The sequence below is a fragment of the Phycisphaeraceae bacterium genome, assembly GCA_020639155.1.
Classification (GTDB): domain Bacteria; phylum Planctomycetota; class Phycisphaerae; order Phycisphaerales; family UBA1924; genus JACKHF01.
In genome coordinates, this window is the sequence record JACKHF010000002.1 from 183,428 (window position 1) to 202,853 (window position 19,426).

Annotated in this window: 15 protein-coding genes; 12 read left to right on the top strand and 3 right to left on the bottom strand. The window is 57.1% G+C overall.

Going from position 1 to position 19,426, the window contains the following annotated elements; all coding sequences use genetic code 11:
• The first annotated feature begins 145 nt into the window (after window positions 1-145).
• The 4 genes from H6815_11410 to H6815_11425 all read left to right on the top strand — a co-directional run bounded on the left by H6815_11410 (window position 146) and on the right by H6815_11425 (window position 4,542).
• On the top strand, window positions 146-1,633 hold the full coding sequence (locus H6815_11410; GenBank protein ID MCB9861045.1) for a sigma-54-dependent Fis family transcriptional regulator: 1,488 nt from the start codon (window positions 146-148) through the stop codon (window positions 1,631-1,633).
• A 96-nt stretch (window positions 1,634-1,729) separates the two neighbouring features.
• Window positions 1,730-2,593 (top strand): DUF4097 family beta strand repeat protein, encoded by an 864-nt coding sequence (locus H6815_11415; GenBank protein MCB9861046.1) that lies wholly within the window; start codon window positions 1,730-1,732, stop codon window positions 2,591-2,593.
• 33 nt (window positions 2,594-2,626) lie between these two features.
• On the top strand, window positions 2,627-3,019 hold the full coding sequence (locus H6815_11420) for a VOC family protein (GenBank protein ID MCB9861047.1): 393 nt from the start codon (window positions 2,627-2,629) through the stop codon (window positions 3,017-3,019).
• A gap of 59 nt (window positions 3,020-3,078) precedes the next feature.
• Window positions 3,079-4,542: a glucose-6-phosphate isomerase gene (locus H6815_11425; GenBank protein ID MCB9861048.1), complete on the top strand. Its 1,464-nt coding sequence runs from the start codon at window positions 3,079-3,081 to the stop codon at window positions 4,540-4,542.
• Between the two features lie 8 nt (window positions 4,543-4,550).
• Here the strand turns inward: H6815_11425 and H6815_11430 are convergent, their stop codons facing one another.
• The gene (locus H6815_11430) at window positions 4,551-6,278 is read right to left on the bottom strand and encodes a S8 family serine peptidase (protein ID MCB9861049.1); all 1,728 of its coding nucleotides are present in this window, start codon (window positions 6,276-6,278) and stop codon (window positions 4,551-4,553) included.
• 583 nt (window positions 6,279-6,861) lie between these two features.
• On the opposite strand from H6815_11430, the gene rpsB reads away from it, so the two are divergent.
• Together rpsB and tsf are read left to right on the top strand one after the other, a co-directional pair.
• Window positions 6,862-7,701, top strand: a complete 840-nt coding sequence (gene rpsB / locus H6815_11435; protein ID MCB9861050.1) for a 30S ribosomal protein S2 — start codon at window positions 6,862-6,864, stop codon at window positions 7,699-7,701.
• A 171-nt stretch (window positions 7,702-7,872) separates the two neighbouring features.
• Entirely contained in the window at window positions 7,873-8,670 is a 798-nt protein-coding gene (gene tsf / locus H6815_11440; protein ID MCB9861051.1) for a translation elongation factor Ts, read from the top strand.
• A gap of 71 nt (window positions 8,671-8,741) precedes the next feature.
• Here the strand turns inward: tsf and H6815_11445 are convergent, their stop codons facing one another.
• Both H6815_11445 and uvrA read right to left on the bottom strand, forming a co-directional pair.
• On the bottom strand, window positions 8,742-9,779 hold the full coding sequence (locus H6815_11445; protein ID MCB9861052.1) for a hypothetical protein: 1,038 nt from the start codon (window positions 9,777-9,779) through the stop codon (window positions 8,742-8,744).
• A gap of 72 nt (window positions 9,780-9,851) precedes the next feature.
• On the bottom strand, window positions 9,852-12,869 hold the full coding sequence (uvrA, locus tag H6815_11450) for an excinuclease ABC subunit UvrA (GenBank protein ID MCB9861053.1): 3,018 nt from the start codon (window positions 12,867-12,869) through the stop codon (window positions 9,852-9,854).
• Between the two features lie 386 nt (window positions 12,870-13,255).
• Here uvrA and H6815_11455 point away from each other — a divergent pair, with 386 nt between their 5' ends.
• The 6 genes from H6815_11455 to H6815_11480 all read left to right on the top strand — a co-directional run bounded on the left by H6815_11455 (window position 13,256) and on the right by H6815_11480 (window position 19,412).
• Window positions 13,256-13,660 (top strand): PilZ domain-containing protein, encoded by a 405-nt coding sequence (locus tag H6815_11455; protein ID MCB9861054.1) that lies wholly within the window; start codon window positions 13,256-13,258, stop codon window positions 13,658-13,660.
• A 90-nt stretch (window positions 13,661-13,750) separates the two neighbouring features.
• Window positions 13,751-14,755, top strand: a complete 1,005-nt coding sequence (gene obgE, locus H6815_11460; GenBank protein MCB9861055.1) for a GTPase ObgE — start codon at window positions 13,751-13,753, stop codon at window positions 14,753-14,755.
• Window positions 14,756-16,300: 1,545 nt separating this feature from the next.
• Window positions 16,301-16,864, top strand: coding sequence for an NADH-quinone oxidoreductase subunit B (locus H6815_11465; protein ID MCB9861056.1), 564 nt, complete (start codon window positions 16,301-16,303; stop codon window positions 16,862-16,864).
• Between the two features lie 405 nt (window positions 16,865-17,269).
• On the top strand, window positions 17,270-17,437 hold the full coding sequence (gene lysW / locus H6815_11470; protein MCB9861057.1) for a lysine biosynthesis protein LysW: 168 nt from the start codon (window positions 17,270-17,272) through the stop codon (window positions 17,435-17,437).
• Window positions 17,438-17,493: 56 nt separating this feature from the next.
• Window positions 17,494-18,375 (top strand): lysine biosynthesis protein LysX, encoded by an 882-nt coding sequence (gene lysX / locus H6815_11475; GenBank protein ID MCB9861058.1) that lies wholly within the window; start codon window positions 17,494-17,496, stop codon window positions 18,373-18,375.
• Window positions 18,372-19,412 (top strand): N-acetyl-gamma-glutamyl-phosphate reductase, encoded by a 1,041-nt coding sequence (locus H6815_11480; protein MCB9861059.1) that lies wholly within the window; start codon window positions 18,372-18,374, stop codon window positions 19,410-19,412. The genes lysX and H6815_11480 overlap by 4 nt, the downstream gene beginning before the upstream one ends.
• Window positions 19,413-19,426: the final 14 nt, after the last annotated feature.

Sequence of the window (19,426 nt, forward strand, 5' to 3'; positions counted from 1 at the left end):
AGGAAAAGTCGGGAGCAGGTGTGGATGTCTGTGTGAGGGTGTTGTGGTATTGCTCAGGTGTCAAATGCAGAATGAGCCAAGAGCCATAACGAGATGACGTGATCAAATCACCGACAACCGGCTTCTCCATCACTACCATAGCCCCATGTCAGGAGTCGGAGAATCATCCAAACCATCCCGGGCCATCGTCGCCCAGATCCTGCTCGTGGAGGACGACGCTGACCATGCTGAGGTCATGGCGGACGCTCTGCACAAGCCCGGGCATATCTGCACCATCGTCAGCGATGTTGCTGGCGCGATGGACGAGTTGCGTGGCGGCACGTTCGATGTCGTTGTGACCGATCTGCGCATGCCCAACTCGGGCGGCGTGAGCGGGCTCGACGGGCAGGTGGTTGCAAGTGACGGCGGCAACGCTGGGCTGATCGTGCTGCAGGCTGCGAGAGCGCTCCAGTCGCAGGCTGAGACGATCATGGTCACAGCCCACGGCGACGTGCCGACTGCGCGGTCGGCGTTCAAGGAGGGCGCGTTCGACTTTATCGAGAAGCCGCTCGACCTTGAGGTATTCCGTTCGGTCGTCAATCGCGCAGCCGAGACGGTGCTGCTACGCCACGAGGGCGACTCGATTGGTGAGGGGTTGAGCGAACTCGTTCAGCACGATGGGTTTGAGGGGATCATCGCAGCGTCCGAGCCGATGCGTCGCATCTTTACGACGATCAAAACAGTTGCGCCGTCCAAGCTGCCGGTGTTGGTGACCGGCGAGAGCGGAACAGGCAAGGAACTGATTGCGCAAGCAGTACACACTAACTCTGATCGGAGCGGGAAGCGCTTTGCGACGTTCAATGCAGCGGGTCAGGCTGAGAGTTTGCTTGAGGATCAGCTCTTTGGGCATGTGAAAGGCGCGTTCACCGGCGCGGACAAGGAACGCGCGGGCGTGTTCGAGTACGCCAATGGTGGAACGTTGTTCCTCGACGAGATCGGCGACATGCCACTGAACATGCAGGCGAAGCTGCTGCGCGTGCTTGAGAGCGGTGAGGTGATTCGGCTCGGTTCGAATGATCCCCGCCATGTGGATGTGCGGTTTGTCAGCGCAACGAACCGCGATCTTGAGCAGATGGTGCGCGACGGCACGTTCCGTCAGGACCTGTTCTTCCGTATCAAGGGGGCGCACGTGCATCTGCCACCACTGCGCGATCGACGCGACGACATCCCGCGCATCGTGCGTCATGCGCTGGCAAAGTTTGCAGATCAGCTCCGTCCGGGTGCTCCAGCGCCAGATATCACGGATGCCGCGCTGCTGCGCCTGACCGCGTTCGATTGGCCGGGGAACGTACGAGAGCTGTTGAATGTTGTGCAGGGCGCGGTGGTGCAGGCGATCGGATCGGGTGATGCGAACATGAAGGTCGATGTGCAGCATCTGCCTGAGAACGTCAGGCCGCCTGACGACCCGGTAGAAGCAGGCGAGGCAGGGCATCCCGTGGGATCACTCGCGGGGACGTCATTGGAAGCGATCGAGAAGCGGGCCATCCGAGAGACACTCAAACTCACCGGCGGGAACCGCGAGCAGGCAGCAACCTTGCTGGGGATCGGCGAACGCACGCTGTACCGCAAACTGAAGGAGTATGGCTTGCGGTGAGTATTGAAATGTTCGGTCGTGTTGCCCCAATCAACTGGTTCTCAGCCATCTGGCGTTCTGAAGAAGAAGGTCGATAGATATCAGGAGCCGAGCAATATGAGTCTCTCCCGCAGAACAGTGACCAAAGCTTCCATTGCGTTGCTTTGTGCAGTATCGCTTTCCGGATGTGTGAACTTTGGTGGTGCAGCGAAGTTCAAGCGCGAGGTGCAACTGGTGGTGGAGTCGGCGGGCACGCCGGCGCAACTCGATGTTTCGTCCCGAAACGGGAAGATCGACGTCTTCGCAGGCTCGCACGCAACATTCACTGGCAATACCACTGACACGATTGTCATCGATGCTGTGATCAAGGCGCGGACACAGGAGCGTGCCGATGCGACCCAGATTTCTGCGAAGACCAATGCAGAAGGTGTGCTTGAGGTGCGCACGGTGTGGCCCGACGGTAGAGCGCTGAACAGCGAAGGGACAAGCTACGTCATCAACATGGCTCAGTGTGATGGTGCAAAGATCCATAGCAGTAATGGCTCGCTCCGTGCGTTTGGCACATCGGGCATGATTTTGCTCGATTCTTCCAACGGATCAATCCGCGTCGAGGACCATGCGGGTGATGTGAATGCCGACACATCCAACGGAAGCGTGAAACTGATCCGAGTTTCAGGAAGAGCAAATGCAGACACCTCCAACGGCTCAATCGAGATTGTGCTGACACCCGACAATCCGGGGCCATTGCATGCTGACTCAAGCAATGGGAGTGTGAGCATTACGGTCGGCCCCGCGTTTGTGGGCACACTCAAGTGCAACACGTCCAACGGCAGGGTGAATCCCAATATCTCGTCGAGTACAGATACAACGTGGAACTCATTAAGCAAAACCTCCGGCGCACTGATCATTGGCAATCCTGAGCCCGTTTCGATCGTGAAAACATCGAACAGCTCGATTACAATCAATGTCGAGAACGACTGACCTTTCAGCACAGCTTGGCGAAGGAACCACACAATGACAGAACCACAACGACAGCCGCCTGCTCCGGGCTCGTGGTGCCACATTGAGATTCCCGCGAAAGATCCTGCAGTCCTCAAAAAGTTCTATGGCGACATCTTCGGGTGTACTTTTACCGATGTGCCCGAGATGGATTACACGCTGTACCATGCAGGGTCTAACTTTGGTGGCGGCATCTGCAAGCTGCCCGATGGGGCGCAGCAGGGGATGATTAACTACATCTACGTCGAGGACATCCCCGTAACCTGCGAAAAGATCAAGGCGGGCGGCGGTGATGTCGTGATGCCCGAGACCCCCGTTGGGCCGGTCAGCTGGTTTGCGATCGTGAAAGACCCCAGCGGCAACCACTTTGCCCTGTGGAAGAGCAATCCGGCTGCACACGGCGCATAAACAAAGTTCCATGTCCAATCGATGTTCTATCAGCGCGTTCGTGCTGATATCCTGTGTGCATGAAAACTGCCACGTCTGCCATCCGGATCGACTTTGCCAACTGCATGACCGAGCGTGTCGGTGAGCACGGGCTTGATCCTGTGCTGTTCGATGTCGACAGCACAATTTCGCGATCCGTTCGTTCGATCACCGAAAAGCTGAATGCTTCACGCGGTTCCGGATGGGAGCGCTGGCGCGATCTGCACCGTGATCCGATGCGTTCGGATCATCTGTCGCAGGTGCGCGATGCGGTCGATGCGTGCAACAGCGCGTTCCCGGATGGTGTCGAGAATCTCGTGGTGCTGGGGATTGGCGGGTCGGCGCTCGGGAACATCGCGCTGCAGGGCGCGCTGCGATCACCCGTCCACAATCTCCTGCCCGCTGGATCGCGCAAGGGGCCAAGGCTCTTCGTGCTCGACAATGTTGATCCTGTTGCGTTCGGCGAGGTGATGACATTCTGCGATGCGCCGACGAGCATGGGTGGTGGGGGTGGTCTTGAGAAGACTGTTTTCAACGTCATTTCAAAGTCGGGCGAAACCGCCGAGACCGCTGCGCAGTTCATGATCATCCGCGATATGCTCAAGGCAAGATTTGGCGATGCGCATCAGAAGCACATTGTCGCAGTGACCGATCCTGCAAAGGGCACTATGCGCACGATCTGCGATGCCAACGGGTATCGCACATTACCCGTGCCCGAAGGCGTCGGTGGTCGTTTCAGTGTGCTTTCGCCGGTTGGACTGTTCAGTGCAGCAATGTGTGGGATTGACATCGAAGCATTGCTCGACGGTGCAGCCGACATGGACGAATCGACGTGCAACCCGGAACTATTGAAGAATCCGGCAGCGCTGCTCGCAGTAATACTTGTTGAGTTCGGCATGTCCAAGGGCAAAACGAACCATGTGATGATGCCGTATGCGAACCAGTTGTATCTGCTCGCCGACTGGTTCCGACAGTTGTGGGCCGAGAGTCTCGGCAAGCGAACCGATTCCGTGCAGGGGCTTGACCACGTCGGGTTCACGCCGATCAAAGCGCTCGGCGCGACGGACCAGCACTCGCAGGTGCAACTCTACCGCGATGGACCGAACGACAAGGTGTTCTGCCTCGTCGAGGTTGAACAGTTTGCGCGTGACGTACCAATCCCGACAGGGCTCGGTGTTGAAGCAATACAGTATCTCGAGGGATCGGACCTTGGCACGCTCCTCAACAGAGAGCGCCGCGCAACCGAGTACGCGCTCGTCGAATCGCAGCGACCCAACTTCACACTCACGTTCCCCGAGGTGAACGAACGCACAGTTGGCCAGTTTTTGTATTTGTGGGAGATGGTGACCGCGTATGCGGGAAGACTGCTGGGCATTGATGCCTACGACCAGCCGGCGGTTGAGACCGGCAAACAAGCGACATTCGGGCTCATGGGACGAGCCGGATACGAAAACTGGAGCATGCGCGTTGAGCGCACACTCCAGAAGTTGCAGTGGACAGTCTGATCGCTAGCTTACGGACAACCTGTTGCGTAGGCGTTGCCGTAGCAGATGTAATCAAACACGTTGAGCGTGCCGCTTCCGTCACAATCCGCATATAGATCGTTCACAGCGTATGCGTTGCCGAAGCAGATGTAGTCAAACACGTTGAGTGTGCCGCTGTTGTCGCAGTCTGGATAGCAGATGAGTCCCTCGCACTCATCGGGGATTCCATTGCCATTCACATCGGGGCTGGTGCCGTTGGTGATGTCAGTTGCATCGGGGACACCATTCGCGTTGCAGTCATTGTCAAAGGCATCAAACGCATTCATGATGCCGTAGCCCCACACAAACTCTGGATCCGGCACGGCTGCGCCGAGTGGTTGGGCGGTTGCAAACAACATGCTTCGCATTTCGGAGACGGTCCAGCCCGGTTGTGCTTCGATCAGACATGCAACCGCTGCGGCGACAAGCGGTGTAGAGAGCGATGTGCCACTAACCTGCGTCAGATCAGAATCGTTCGATGGTGAGACTGTCCATGTGTTGCTGCCACGAGCCATGAGTTCGGGCTTGACGCGTCCATCAGCGGTGGGGCCATCGGAGCTGAACCCAACCACTGCGTTGTTGCTGCGAACCGCACCGCAAGTAATCACCTCGAATGCGTCAGCGGGGGCAATAAGCGAACTTGTGCTCGGGTTTGAGTCGTGCCCCTCATTGCCCGCAGCGGTGCAGCAGAACATGCCGTTTGCAGTTGCAATATTGACGCCGATAGTAGTAACAGCCGTCACGCCGTTAAGATTGCTCTGCGAGTACCAGTCGATGTATCCGAGTGAAGAGGTCGCCATATCACCACCGTTGTTCTCAATGAACTCAAGGCCCGCGACATAGAAGTCTTCTTCCTGCTGATACTCATTTGTGATATCTTCGGTCTTGCACAGGATGAAGGAAGCGTCAAACGCGCCGCCCACCATGGTGTTGGGAAGATACGATCCGATGGTGCCGAGGATGTATGTGCCGTGGTTGTGCTGGCCCGGATCATCTCCGGGTTCTGGCGCGGTGTTGGGATCGTCATTGACAAAGTCATACTCGGCGAGCACATTGACAACATGCCCTGGCTGGTTAAACGCATCGTGTGTGCGTTTGAAGCCGGTGTCGAGAATACCGATGATAACACCCTGCGCCGTGTGTCCAGCATCGTGCAGCGTGATGAGATTGATCTGATCGAGCTGTGCTTCAGCGTTCCCGTAAAACGTGCCGTCAACTGTCGGTATGATCAGTTGATGGTCGTTTACTTCGATCGGTTCCACACCGACTGAAACGCCGACCGGTTGCACTTTGGTGACGTGTGCGAGAGCTGCGATCGCGTCGATCTGATCCTCGGTTGCATTGACGCTGATCGCGTTCAGCCACTTGCTTGTGATCCGCTGTGTTGCGCCCGTGGTCAGCACTTCATCGATGTACGACTGGTGCACTGCCAGATCGCGTTCGTCGAACAGACCAGGTGCGGTTCGGCGCAGCTGGCGGCGTGCGATCATGCGAGTATTTGATGTCTGTTCGAGTTCAGCGAGTGCCGCATCCATAGCTGGCCCGGGCTCGATGCCCTTGTCCAGAAAGAACACCCAGTACGCAATGGGTGCAGAATCGTGTGGGTTGGAACTGGTTAGTAGCGGGAGCGATGATGATCCGTGAGAAAGGTTGATAGCAGCGCCAGATGAGCCTGCAAACGCAAGAATGGAAAAAACGACAGCAGAACCAGTTCTCATGGCACAACCTCCGGGGTTCCAGAAATGACGCGATACCCGATGAAGCAGACGGGGAATCGCGGATATATGTGTGTCCGAGCACATACTGCTCGCTGTTCCATCTGTCGACCGATCAAATGCCGCCATTGCGGGGAAGTGCCGGTTCGATCTCAAACAGCAAAGCTGCCCGGACCAGATGAGTGTAATCGAAAACGAGGAGAGGTTTGATCGGTTTCTGGAAATCAGACGAGAATAGTTGACCTGCATGTCGTCAATGCAGTTATTGGACCTTGATTGAACATTGACCATCTTCGGCTGTCGATCAATCGGCGAGTAATCTCGTTTCACCGAGTGCTATTCTGGTCGCAAAGAACGGGCTCCTTGTATATGATGATCTGTCGGCTGACTCTTGCGCCGATGCGCTGACTGGCAACGGTGCTGTCGGTTGGTGAACTGTTGTTTATGGAAACAGGGACGTTTCTCACGTTCCACCATCTGAAGCAACCACCAGGTTGGGAGGGTGGCGTGTCCGGTTCAGTAGCGACTGAGCACGCCTGCGCATCGACATTCCCGACGGTTTGCTGCACGAAAGCAGGTCAATCACATGTCAGACGATGCAAAGACACTCGTAAAAGATCTCGTTGAATCCGGTATCCACTTCGGCCAGCGGGCTTCCGGCTGGAATCCAAAGATGGGTCGGTTTATCTACGACAAACGCAACGGCATCCACATCATTGATATCAAGGAAACGGTCAAGGGGTTGCTGCTCGCGAAGCGATACCTTTCTCAAACCGTTGCGTCCGGCAAGGATGTGTGCTTTGTCGGCACAAAGCGCCAGTCCAAGGATGTGCTCCAGGAACGTGTCGGCGAAGTCGGAATGCACTGGGTGACCGAACGCTGGCTGGGTGGCACGCTGACGAACTTCCGCACGATCCGCTCACGTCTGAAGCGCTTGGAAGAACTCGAAGCAATCGAAGCTCATGACAACTTCGCAAGTTATTCCAAGAAGATGGAGTCGCAGCTTCGTCGCGAGATGATGAAGATCAAGCGCAACCTTGAGGGCATCCGAAAGATGGACAAACTGCCCGGCGCACTTGTTATCGTTGATGTGATGCGAGAGCTGACGGCCATCAAGGAGGCACGCAAGCTTGGCATCCCAACGATCTGCCTGATTGACACAGATGCCGATCCGCAGTATGCGGATATCGCGATCCCAGGCAACGACGACTCCATGCGTTCGATCGACGTGATTGTCCGCGAGTTGTGCAAGGCAATCTCCGAGGGCAAGCAGCAGCGATCTCCCGAGGTTGCCAAAGCTGGCGGAGATGAGGATGGAGCACGATCCAGCGAACGCCGCCGCTCACGTCGCTCACAGTTCCGTGCGGACGACCCTGCTCCAGCACCCGATGCGGGCAATGAACCCGAGCCCGCATCCGCAGGCTGAGCATCAGCCGTCAAGAGCTGCGCAATCGCGCGTTTCAACAACCAGACGAAAACTCGGCTGGCGTGGTTTTCATCATCACCAAACCATGAATCAGCCCATCAAAGCGAAGAATAAATAACAGAATGCTGCGAGTGACCTGCTCCAGCAGAATGAGTTAGAGAGGACTCGATAATGACGATTACCGCAAAGGACGTAATGAAGCTCCGCAACTCCACCGGGCTTCCAATGATGGACTGCAAGGCAGCGCTCGGTGAGGCTGGCGGTGACCTTGAGAAGGCAGAAGAGCTTCTCCGCATCAAGCTCAAGGGCAAGATGGAAAAACGCTCCGATCGTGCCGCTGGTGAAGGCTGCATCTCTGTTGCGGTTGATGCTCCCGGTGGCGCAGCAGCAATCATCGAGCTTCGTGCGGAGACCGACTTTACAGCCAAGAACGAAAAGTTCTACACCGCAGCACAGAAGATTGCTGAGGAAGTGCTTGCAGGCAACGGCGACAATGCCAACCCGTTGATCGAGGATCTTCGTATCTCGACCGGTGAGAACATCTCGCTCGGACGTTCGAAGAAGATCACGGGCACAGCAGGCTCATCGAAGTTTGGCGTGTATGTTCATCACGACCGCAAGACCGGTGTTGTTATTCACGCCGAAGGCGCGGATGAGGATGCACTGAAGCAGGTGTGTATGCACATTACAGCGAACCCTGTTCGCCCGCTCGGTGTGACACCGGATGACATTCCCGAGAACATGGTCGAGAAGGAGCGCAGCTTCCGTCTCGCGCAAGCGATGGACTCGGGCAAGCCCAAGGAGATCGCCGAGAAGATCGTCGAGGGTGGCATGCGCAAGTTCTATGAGGAGGTCGCGCTGCTTGAGCAGCCGTTCGTCATGGACCCGAGCAAGAAGATCAAGGAACTGCTCGGCGACGGTGCGAAGGTGCACGAGTTTGTCCGCTGGCAGATCGGCGAGACGGATTAACACCTAATCGTCATAGTGAGAGTTACTCAAAAGCCCGCGACATATGGTCGCGGGCTTTTTATCTCTGAACGTTATTTGTCCAGCGATGTGTCTTGTACTGGGCGTTTGAGAATGGTGTACATCCCAAGAAACTGGTCGAGTGTCGATTCGTCTGCCCATTCAAATCGCTGTGCCATTGCTTGTGCAGTTGGTGTGTCGTCAACGTTCCACTTAATGACCTCAAAGCCGATACCTTCGACGAGTGTGCGATCGAACGGAAACTCGCCAGTTGCCCACGGCATGTACTGTTCATCAGGAGGGTTCTGGGGTGGGTATATGTTGTACACGACAAGCAACCCGTTTGGTTCGAGTGCATCGAACATATGCTGAAGGAAAATCTCGTCATTGACCCCAAGATTAATCACCGTGTGTGGATCTGCCTCACGCTGCGGATGGATATACCCGAGCTTCAACGTATTCTTGGAAATGATCAGGTCATAGCCGGTGCCCACAGCATCGTTGATGTGTTGCTCAGCAGGGTACCGGCCGTACAACAGCGAGATTGAGCCCGGTGAGCCGTTCGTGTTTTCAATGCTCCCGGTATCAAGGGGATCGCTGTATAGTGCGCGGAGCAAGTCGAGCACCTCCAGCCCGACGCAATGGGCGCCGCAGCTTGCCATCATGCGAAGATGGCCGATGCCGCCAAATCCGAAATCAAGCACGCGCGCATTTTCAAATGATTCGATGCCATGCTGTCCAGCAAGATCGATCATGCGAGCATATGCGATCGGTGTGCCGTATCCGGTAAAGTAGTAGAACTGCTCGTCATACTCACGCTTCTCGAACCCTTCCCGAGCCAGATCGTCTGCATTCCCATATTCCGCTTCTGTCATCGCGATCCGTGTCTGGCGATTCCAGTAGACTGTGCGTGGCGTGTCCAGTAATGGGAGATCGGATGCCGCATCAAGAAACGCTGTGCCAAGCCGAGAGTCAACAAGATCGCGAACTGCTTCGGTATTCTGCAGGATAACCTCGACTGCTCGTGGTTCTGAATCTGGCTGTATATCTGGTTGTGCGTTGGCAGTGAGTGTGCAGCACATCAACCCAATCATTGTTAATATTCGCTGCATTGGTTCTCCTTGGTCTGTAGGTGGAGCAAACGCAAAACCGATTGTTGGTATTCACTTTGTTTCAGAGCAGCTTCAGAGCATTTGTTTGAGCCACTGCCCGGTATAACTCTTGGTGTTCTTCGCAATGGTCTCGGGCGAGCCCTCCGCGACGATAGTGCCGCCGCCATCGCCGCCCTCGGGGCCGAGATCGATGATCCAATCTGCACACTTGATGACATCGAGGTTGTGCTCGATGACAACGACGGTGTTGCCCGCGTCGACGAGCATGTGGATAACGGAGACGAGCTTGCGGATATCCTCAAAGTGCAGACCGGTTGTTGGTTCATCGAGAATGTACAAAGAGTTGCCCGAACCCTGGGTGTACGCGCGTGGATCGTTCTTTGTGCCGCCGCCCTTACCGAGTTCTGTCGCGAGCTTGACGCGCTGCGCCTCACCGCCTGAGAGTTGCGTCGAAGGCTGACCAAGTGTGATATACCCGAGCCCGACGTCGCGCATGCACTCGGTGAACCGGACGATCTTCGGATGGTTCTCGAAGAAATCGATCGCGTCCTCGCACGTCATGTCGAGCACGTCAGCAATGCTCTTGCCGCGGTAGAGCACTTCCAGTGTCTCGCGGTTGTAGCGTTTGCCGTTGCATACTTCGCATGTGACAAAGACATCGGGCAGGAAGTGCATCTCTATGCGCTTGAGCCCCTGGCCCTGGCACGCCTCACATCGACCGCCACCGCGCTCTGCGGGCACGTTGAAGCTGAACCTGCCCGGCTGATACCCGCGGACTTTGCTCTCGCGCGTCTGTGTGTAGACCTTGCGGATGTCGTCGAAGATGCCGGTGTACGTCGCAGGGTTAGACCGAGGTGTGCGCCCGATCGGCGACTGATCGACTTCGATCACGCGATCGATCTTGTTGATGCCTGTGATGCGCGAATGCTGACCGGGCTTATCGCGCCCCGCGTGCAGCTCTCTGCGCACCGCTTTGAGCAGGATCTCGTTGACAAGTGTGCTCTTGCCCGAACCCGATACGCCTGTAACGCAGACGAGCCCGCCGATGGGGAACGCTGCATCGACGTTCTTCAGGTTGTTCTCCTTTGCGCCCTTGACGGTGATCGCCTTTGATGCGGACACCTTGCGCCTTTCTGTTGGCACATCGATGCGCTTGCGACCAGAGAGATACTCGCCCGTGATGGAACCCGCAGTATTAATAATGTCATCGACTGTGCCGCACGCGGAGACGCGCCCGCCGTGCACGCCGGGGCCCGGTCCGATGTCGAGTATGTAGTCGGCGGCACGGATCATGTCCTCGTCGTGCTCAACAACGATGACGGTGTTTCCGATATCGGTCAGATGACGCAGCGTACGCACGAGTCGATCGTTGTCGCGCTGGTGCAGACCAATCGTCGGTTCATCGAGCACGTAACACGCGCCGACCAGTCCCGACCCGACCTGTGTTGCGAGCCTGATGCGCTGCGCTTCGCCGCCGGAGAGTGTCGCTGTTCTGCGATCAAGCGAGAGATATTCGAGCCCGACACTCGCGAGAAAACGCAAACGATTTCCGACCTCGCGGACGATCGGCTCAGCGATGTGCTGCTGTTCGGAATCGAGCTTCAGATTCTCGATGTATGCGAGCGCGTCGGAGATGTTCAGGCGCGCAAGCTCCGCGATATTGAGCATTGATCCGTCGTTCTTCGGCCTGCCAATGACTGTTTCGCTGCACGCGCGGTTCGTGTCAGCCTTGTGCGCACTTGTCACGACGACATGCAACGCTTCGATGCGTAATCGATCGCCGTTGCACACGGGGCACGTCTTCTGCGTCTGAAACTGGTGCAAATGGTCCTTGACCCATTGCGATTCGGTCTTGTTGAACCAGTCGGCGAGCATCGGCATGACACCCTGCCAGTTGATGCCGTACTTCGTGTCCTTCTTGCCGTCGGTCCCGTGCATGAGCAGTTTCATGAGCGCGGGTTCGAGCGTGCCAATGGGTGTCGTCGGGCTGATGCCGACGGTTCTGCAGAACCGCTTGATGACTCTCGGATACACCATGGCGCCGGGGCCGTTGGCTTTCCATGGCGCGACACCGCCCTTTGCGATCGGGCGCTCAGGGTCGGGTATCACAAGTTCCTCGTCAAACTCAAGCATGGACCCGAGACCTGTGCACGACTTGCACATCCCGTGCGGCGAGTTGAACGAGAACACGCGCGGCTCAAGTTCCTCGAGCGCGTACTCGGGACGTTTGGGGTCGGCAAACTTCGAGCTGAACGCGTGATCAGTCCATGTTGCTGTGTCGCCATTCTGTTCCTCGATCGCGATGATGACCGAGCCGTCGGCAACACGCAGCGCTGCTTCAACACTCTCGGCAAGGCGCTGGCGCGACTCAGCATTCACAGCGATGCGATCGATGACCGCTTCGATGGTGTGTTTTTCGTATCTGCCAAGATCGAGCGGGTTCTCGTTTGGTTCAGTGAGCACGTCGCGCAGATCGTGGATGGTGCCGTTGACGCGAGCGCGTTGCCAGCCCTGCTGCGCGTAGGCTTCGAGGACATCGCGATGGAATCCCTTCTTGCCGCGCACCGTTGGCGCCAGCACGAGGATGCGCTTGCCTTCAGCCAGTCGCGACACGCCGTCGACAATCTGCGACGCGCTCGTTGCGCTGATGGGTGTGCCCGAGCGCGCGGTCACGGTGCCGTCGCGCTTCTGCTTTGTGGGTGCCCATGAGTACGCTTTTCCGCATCGCGCAAAGAGCAGACGGAGGTAGTCGTAGATCTCTGTCGTTGTTGCGACGGTGGATCGTGGGTTGTGCGCTGCGGAGCGCTGCTCGATCGCGATGGTGGGAGGGATGCCCTCGATCTCGTCGATGTCTGGTTTCTTCAGCTGATCGAGAAACTGGCGCGCATATGCGGACAGGCTCTCCATGTACTTGCGCTGACCCTCAGCAAAGATGGTGTCGAACGCGAGGCTGCTCTTGCCTGATCCCGACATCCCGGTCACGACGACGAGCTTGTCGCGCGGGATTGTCACATCGATGTTCTTGAGGTTGTGCTCGCGCGCGCCACGAACACGGATGACTTTCTCATCCTGATGTACAGCACCCTTCATAGCAGGTCGGGGTTCGATCTGCGAAGCTGCGCGAGAAAATGACGCCTGTGTCGTCGCCTTCTTCGTGGAGACCTTTGTTGTCGAGGTCTTCCTGGTTGATGTTTTCTTCTGCCCAGCGCGTTTGGCCACGGATGCCATCTCCCTCTCCCATTCACCAGTCTGCAGGTGCGAGGCGGATGGTAGCGACCACACAGACACCAAACCATTCCCGAATCTGTCGCTTTGAATCCAGCGATCGCGCAGTTTCTGCATCCCTCTCGAGTGCTTTGTCCAATGTTCACGATGGTGTGGAGGTTCGTCCGATCGACCTGAGCGGATTCGACGGATCAGAACGAGCCTGAGCCCGCGCGGGTTGGGCCTGACCAGGAACAACGAACGGAAACACCATGGCCACCGCAACGACAACCGCAACACCCGACAATCGCCGCATTCATCCGCGATTCGATCTGCCGCCAGCATACTCACCCATCTCGGTGCGTCTGATGGACTCGGACATCTTCACGCTGGATGGGCACGCATACGACATATCCGAGGGCGGGCTCTGCTTTGAGATCGACCGCCCCATCGCACCCGGCACGCAGGTCGCGATCCGCATTGACATGCCGCCGCTCCCGCTTACGGGGCCGCAACTCAGCGTCTTTGTCATTGGCAACGTCATCTGGATTGATGACGACGACGCACCCGGACCATCACGTATGGCTGTCGCGTTCTCGTACTTCCCGCGTGCTGGCGACAAGGAACGCCTCCGCGGTCTCATCCGTTCCGGGCAGTACCAGCGCAAGGCTGCATAACAACCCAACCAGACTCCTTTGCTGCATGCGGACCGGGCACAATGTGTCCGGTTTGCTGTCAATTTCACACGGTTCGCATATCGTCCCTGCATGTTTGTTGATACAGCGGTCATCAGGGTGCACGCGGGCAACGGCGGGAACGGGTGTGTTTCGTTCAGGCGCCAGAAGTACATCCCCAAGGGCGGACCCGATGGCGGCGACGGCGGCGACGGCGGATCTGTTGTCCTCCAGACAGACAAAGGCATCAACACGCTCGCCGATTTCCGAGGCAAGGTCGATTGGCGCGCTGACCACGGTCAGGCAGGCATGGGATCGCAATGCACCGGTGCAACCGCAGCAGATTACGTCATCCGCGTCCCAGAGGGCACGCTCGTCTTTGATAATGAGACCGGCGAACTCATCGCAGACCTTGGACCTGACTCCAAACACACCGTCGCGCGCGGCGGTCGTGGTGGGTTCGGCAACGAGCATTTCAAGACGTCAATAAACCAGGCGCCGCGACGCGCAGACCCCGGCGAGCCCGGCGAGCAGAAAGAACTCCGACTCGAACTCAAGCTCATCGCAGATGTCGGCATCATCGGATTGCCGAACGCGGGCAAATCGACGCTGCTCTCTGCGATCACACGCGCGCATCCCAAGATCGCCGACTATCCGTTCACGACACTCTCGCCGCAGCTTGGCATCGCAGAACTCGACCCAGAGCGCAGACTGACATTCGCCGACATCCCGGGATTAATCGAGGGCGCAGCAGACGGCGCAGGACTCGGGCATGATTTCCTGAAACACATCGAGCGCACGCGCGTGCTGGTGCATCTTGTGGATATCGAGCCTACGGACAAGTCAAACCCGGACGAGAACTACCAGAAGATCCGCGCAGAACTCAGCGCGTACTCGCAGGAACTTGCAGAGAAGCCCGAGCTTGTGGTGATCTCAAAGACCGATCTGATGCTCGACGAGGAACTTGATCACGAGATCGCGGTGCTCTCGGGCAGGCTCGGCGTGGAACGCACCGAGGTGATGTCGATCTCGAGCGCATCGGGCAAGGGACTGAAGGACCTGCTCGAGCGCGTGTGGACAATGGTGCGCGAGAGCTAGGTTTTTCCAAGTTTTTACCACAGAGGACACAGAGGTCCACGGAGAACGGGCTTTGCTGGGTGCCATGGTCACGCGAGCGTGACCATGATGATGCGCTGGACACATAGCGCACTCAAGTGCGATAGTGCATACAACGCTCAGGAGCGCGGCGCGCAGCAAAGTTCAGGAGCGTGGGGCGTCTCGCCCCACGGGACAGTTGCTTCCGTTTCCGGGGCGGGACGCCCCGGGCTCCTGTGTTGTTCGCAGAGTGCCACTGCTTTGTCGCATCGCAACAAGCAGTGCAGACATTCAAGCCCATCGCACTGGTACTCGTTTCACGAGATACCAGTGGCACCAAGACATCATGGGTGTGCGAGCCAGGCTATGCACAGTGATGAGCATCTTGCGAGGATTCGCGAGCTTGTGGGGTGGTGAACCGTAGAGGCACTGAGACACAGAGAAGTGAAGACGAGATGAATGTCGTCATTCCCGCGCACGCGGGGATCCAGCTATAGAAATACTCGAACGAAATCTGTGCGCAATCATTGGTCTAGTATAGTTTCAGTGAAATCGCTTGTAGCGAACTGTAATATAGGAAAATGGATGCTATGACCACAAGTTTGGTGATAATAGCTCTATCAATCATAGTAATCATTGCGATTCAGGTTCATGCGCATCGAAAAAGCTATGCATTACTGAATGAGATGGTGGACCAGGGATGGTCGTCGCGTGTGCATGGTGACCATTGTGCAAAGCAATGTAGGCGTAGTCTGGTTAAGCAGCGATTTGCCTCAACAATAAAAAGGCATAAATCCGCGATCCGCACAGCTGGTAGTTATGAACTCTACTTCGAGTGTGGAGAGATGGTAGAGGAAGTCATTACACACCAGACGTGGTCTTATCATCTATATATCTGGCCAAGGACAAGCGATATTCCGTTGGGGTTGTTTGATGGTGCCCGAGTCAGGGCGATTCCAGCAATCAAGTTTGCGAAAGGTCTGCTAGTTGAAACAGATATGGCTGGCAAAGCTCCATCTCTTACCGCGCTGTCCGATGTGATCAGTAAGCATCACGAGCGAAAGGCAGTGTGGGACTGGGTTATCTGCGTGCACGACAAATATGAGTGCTGCTTTCTTATAGTTGAATCAGATGTGCATAGCGCAAGCTTGATTGCAGAATCTGTGTTTAGTGTATTGTCCGCCACCCAATCTGAGATGCATTAGTTGTTTCCATATTTGTCCCGTGTTTAATTCACTGACATGCTGTTTTACTCAAGTTCATCATGGATCGTGCTTAAGTTCTCACGCCAGGTTCGGGGTCGCTGTTATCTCGCAGACATACAACATCTGACCCTGTGTTTGCGCACAGAGCTCGTTGATCATGATGTACAGAACCGGATCCCCGCTTGCGCGGGGATGACGCTTGGCTTTGTCTCCGTGCTGTCTCTGTGTTCCTCAGTGTCCTCTGTGGTTCATCTTGCTTCCCACCCGACAGAACAGCCCCTGAACATCGCGATTTCCGTGGCGTATAATGGTTCGAACCCGCTCTTTTCCGGAGACCGTCCCCATGGGAATCGAAGCCGCACTGCCCACTGACATGATCCTGACCACGCAGTTGCAGCGTGTGATCAACTGGGCCCGCCGGTCGAGTCTGTGGCCGATGCCGTTCGCGACAGCGTGCTGCGGTATCGAGCTGATGGCGACAGCGTCCAGCCGGTACGACCTTGCCCGGTTCGGGGCTGAGGTGATGCGGTTCTCGCCCCGCCAGTCTGACCTGCTGATCGTTGCCGGGCGCATCGGGATCAAGACCATGCCGGTGCTCCAGCGGATCTACCAGCAGATGCCCGAGCCGAAGTGGGTCATCTCGATGGGAGCCTGCGCCTCGACGGGTGGCGTTTTCGACACCTACGCCGTGGTTCAGGGCGTTGATCAGTTCATCCCAGTGGACGTGTACGTGCCCGGGTGCCCACCTCGACCCGAGCAGTTGATCGAGGGCGTGATGGCCATCCAACGCCACATCGACAAGGAAGGATTGCCCCCGTCCGGCGGGAAACGGGCTGCTCTGAACCTCGTGGTGGAGCCGAGCCATACGCCGAGACCCCAGCCTGTCGGTTTGACGATCGGGAAGTAACGGCAGGAGTAAAGAACCCGTCAAACCTGAGGACGGGTGAAACAACTTTCGTGCTGATCGATGTTCTTTCTCAAGTCCGATCAGTTGACGAGTCGATGGATCTGTGTAGCATCATGGCAGCCGATTCCAGAATCGGTGCCGGAATCACGAAGTTGACACACCCATGGTATCCATGAATCCCAAATCCAAAGCAGCGAAATGCAAAGGCGCGAATGACGCTTGGGCTTTCCGTTTGGATTTGGATGATGCGGCATAAACCACTGCAGAAATCAGAATCCAGAACGACCCCGAGCGTCACAGCCTGGGGTCGTTTTCGTTTGTCGTCCGTTTGTTTCGATTGTTCAGCCACGAGTGCCACAGCACAGAACCACAGGAGATTTGATCATGTCCGATGCAGCCACCCTGATCGCAACCGCCTGCCCCGAATGCGACGCTGAGATCACGTTCGAACGCTCGCCCCTCAATGGTGAGGTTTGCCGGTGCTCCGAGTGCCGGGTTGAGCTCGAAGTGACTTGCACGAATCCGTTGCGTCTTGAGATCGCGCCGGAAGTCGAAGAGGACTGGGGCGAGTAAGCAGGGCCAGACATACTCACCTTCATACCCATTACAGAAAGACCAGAGGATTGCAGATGCGTGTTGCCATGCTTCATACCCGGATGCGAACAGAGGAGCGCCTGCTCGTCGACGCGTTCGAGGCTCGCGGTGCCAATGTCGAGCTGGTCGACATCCGACCCGAGGTATTCAGACTCGACGACATGTCGAGATGGACCCAGTTCGATGTCGTGTTCGATCGCTCGTTGAGCCTGACAACGTCGATCACGACGTTGCGCATGCTCGATATGGCTGGTGTCCGATGCGTGAACCATCCGGACGTCGTCGAGGTGTGCTCTGACAAGCTTCGCACGACGCTGGCGCTCGAAAGGGCTGGCGTGCCGAACCCGCGCACGCGCATCGCGCTGTCGCCCGAAGCGGCGCTCGAAGCCATCCGTGTGATGGGGTTCCCTGTCGTGCTTAAGCCGACAGTTGGGTCCTGGGGAAGAATGGTCTCGCGAATCAACGACATGGACGCAGCCGAGGCGATCATCGAGCATCGCGATGTGCTTGGCTCGGTGCAGCATCATGTGTACTACATCCAGGAACACATCGACAAGCCCGACCGCGATCTCCGCGTGTTCGTTGTTGGGGGCGAGCCCATCGCAGCTATCGCGCGGTACTCCGAACACTGGGTGACAAACACCGCGCGTGGCGGAAGCGCGCAGAACGAACCGTTGACAGACGAACTCGTGTCTCTTGCCAGACGCGTGCATGACGCGGTTGGTGGCGATGCGATCGCGATTGATCTGCTCGAATGTCCGAATCGAGGGTTGCTTGTGAACGAGGTGAACCACTCGATGGAGTTCCGCAACTCCATCGCAACAACGGGCATCGATATTCCCGGCAGGATCGTCGAACACATTATGAATAGCACGAGTGTGAACACGCCGTCACTGACAGGAGTGCTCGCGTCGTGACAGAAGCCAGTCAGATACGTGCAGCAATTATTGGTGGATCCGGGTACACGGGCGGCGAACTGCTTCGCGTGCTCTCCATGCATCCGCAGGTTGACGTCACAGCCATAAGCTCAAGATCGCACGCGGGTAATCCTGTGTTTGTTGTGCATCCGCACATGCGGGGACGGACGAATCTTGAGTTCTGTGGTCCCGACGATGTGAAGGACGTCGATGTCGTTTTCCTGTGCATGCCGCACGGGACCGCTGCATCACAGATCGATCATTGGATGTCGCGAGCGGGGACAGTGATCGATCTGTCCGCGGACTTTCGGCTCCGCACGCCCGAGCAGTACACCGAGTGGTACGAATGGCAGCATTCTTCGCCCTCTCGACTGGGTGACGCGGTGTACGGGCTTCCCGAGCTGACACGCAATCAACTTCAGAGCGCGAAACTCATCAGTGGTGTTGGTTGTAATGCGACCGCAATGAATCTCGCGCTGCTCCCGCTGGCACGCGCTGGTGTTATCGATCGAGTTATTGCAGACATCAAGGTTGGTTCGTCAGAGTCCGGTGCAGAGCCGAGCGCGGGATCGCATCATCCCGAGCGTTCGCGCGCAGTGCGCTCGTACGCGCTGACGGGCCATCGCCATGCAGCGGAGGTGCATCAGGCGCTCGGTGATTTCACGCTCGATGTGTCTGTGACCGCGATCGAGATGGTGCGTGGTGTCCTCTGTACAGCGCACATCATACCGAAGGAACGCATGGAGACGAAAGCAGTCTGGAAGCTGTTCCGCGAGGTGTACTCGAAAGAGCCGTTCGTGCGTGTTGTCAACGAGCGATCCGGACTGCACCGCCTGCCAGACCCCAAGGTGTTGCTGGGGAGTAACGACGCACACGTTGGTTTCGGTGTCGATGAGCGAACGGGGCGGATCGTGACGTTGTGCGCGATCGACAATCTCATGAAGGGCGCAGCCGGGAGTGCTGTGCAGGCGATGAACATCGCATTCGGAATCGAAGAAACAGCTGGTCTGATGATCCCGGGACTGCATCCCGCGTGACCGAATGGAGGAGA

Bases quoted from the DNA above. Each gene is read 5' to 3' on its own strand.
- uvrA (MCB9861053.1), bottom strand. From the start codon at position 12,869: ATGAAGGGTGCTGTACATCAGGATGAGAAAGTCATCCGTGTTCGTGGC.
- H6815_11465 (MCB9861056.1), top strand. From the start codon at position 16,301: ATGGGAATCGAAGCCGCACTGCCCACTGACATGATCCTGACCACGCAG.
- H6815_11415 (MCB9861046.1), top strand. From the start codon at position 1,730: ATGAGTCTCTCCCGCAGAACAGTGACCAAAGCTTCCATTGCGTTGCTT.
- H6815_11410 (MCB9861045.1), top strand. From the start codon at position 146: ATGTCAGGAGTCGGAGAATCATCCAAACCATCCCGGGCCATCGTCGCC.
- H6815_11455 (MCB9861054.1), top strand. From the start codon at position 13,256: ATGGCCACCGCAACGACAACCGCAACACCCGACAATCGCCGCATTCAT.
- rpsB (MCB9861050.1), top strand. From the start codon at position 6,862: ATGTCAGACGATGCAAAGACACTCGTAAAAGATCTCGTTGAATCCGGT.
- H6815_11430 (MCB9861049.1), bottom strand. From the start codon at position 6,278: ATGAGAACTGGTTCTGCTGTCGTTTTTTCCATTCTTGCGTTTGCAGGC.
- lysX (MCB9861058.1), top strand. From the start codon at position 17,494: ATGCGTGTTGCCATGCTTCATACCCGGATGCGAACAGAGGAGCGCCTG.
- H6815_11425 (MCB9861048.1), top strand. From the start codon at position 3,079: ATGAAAACTGCCACGTCTGCCATCCGGATCGACTTTGCCAACTGCATG.
- H6815_11420 (MCB9861047.1), top strand. From the start codon at position 2,627: ATGACAGAACCACAACGACAGCCGCCTGCTCCGGGCTCGTGGTGCCAC.
- tsf (MCB9861051.1), top strand. From the start codon at position 7,873: ATGACGATTACCGCAAAGGACGTAATGAAGCTCCGCAACTCCACCGGG.
- obgE (MCB9861055.1), top strand. From the start codon at position 13,751: ATGTTTGTTGATACAGCGGTCATCAGGGTGCACGCGGGCAACGGCGGG.
- H6815_11445 (MCB9861052.1), bottom strand. From the start codon at position 9,779: ATGCAGCGAATATTAACAATGATTGGGTTGATGTGCTGCACACTCACT.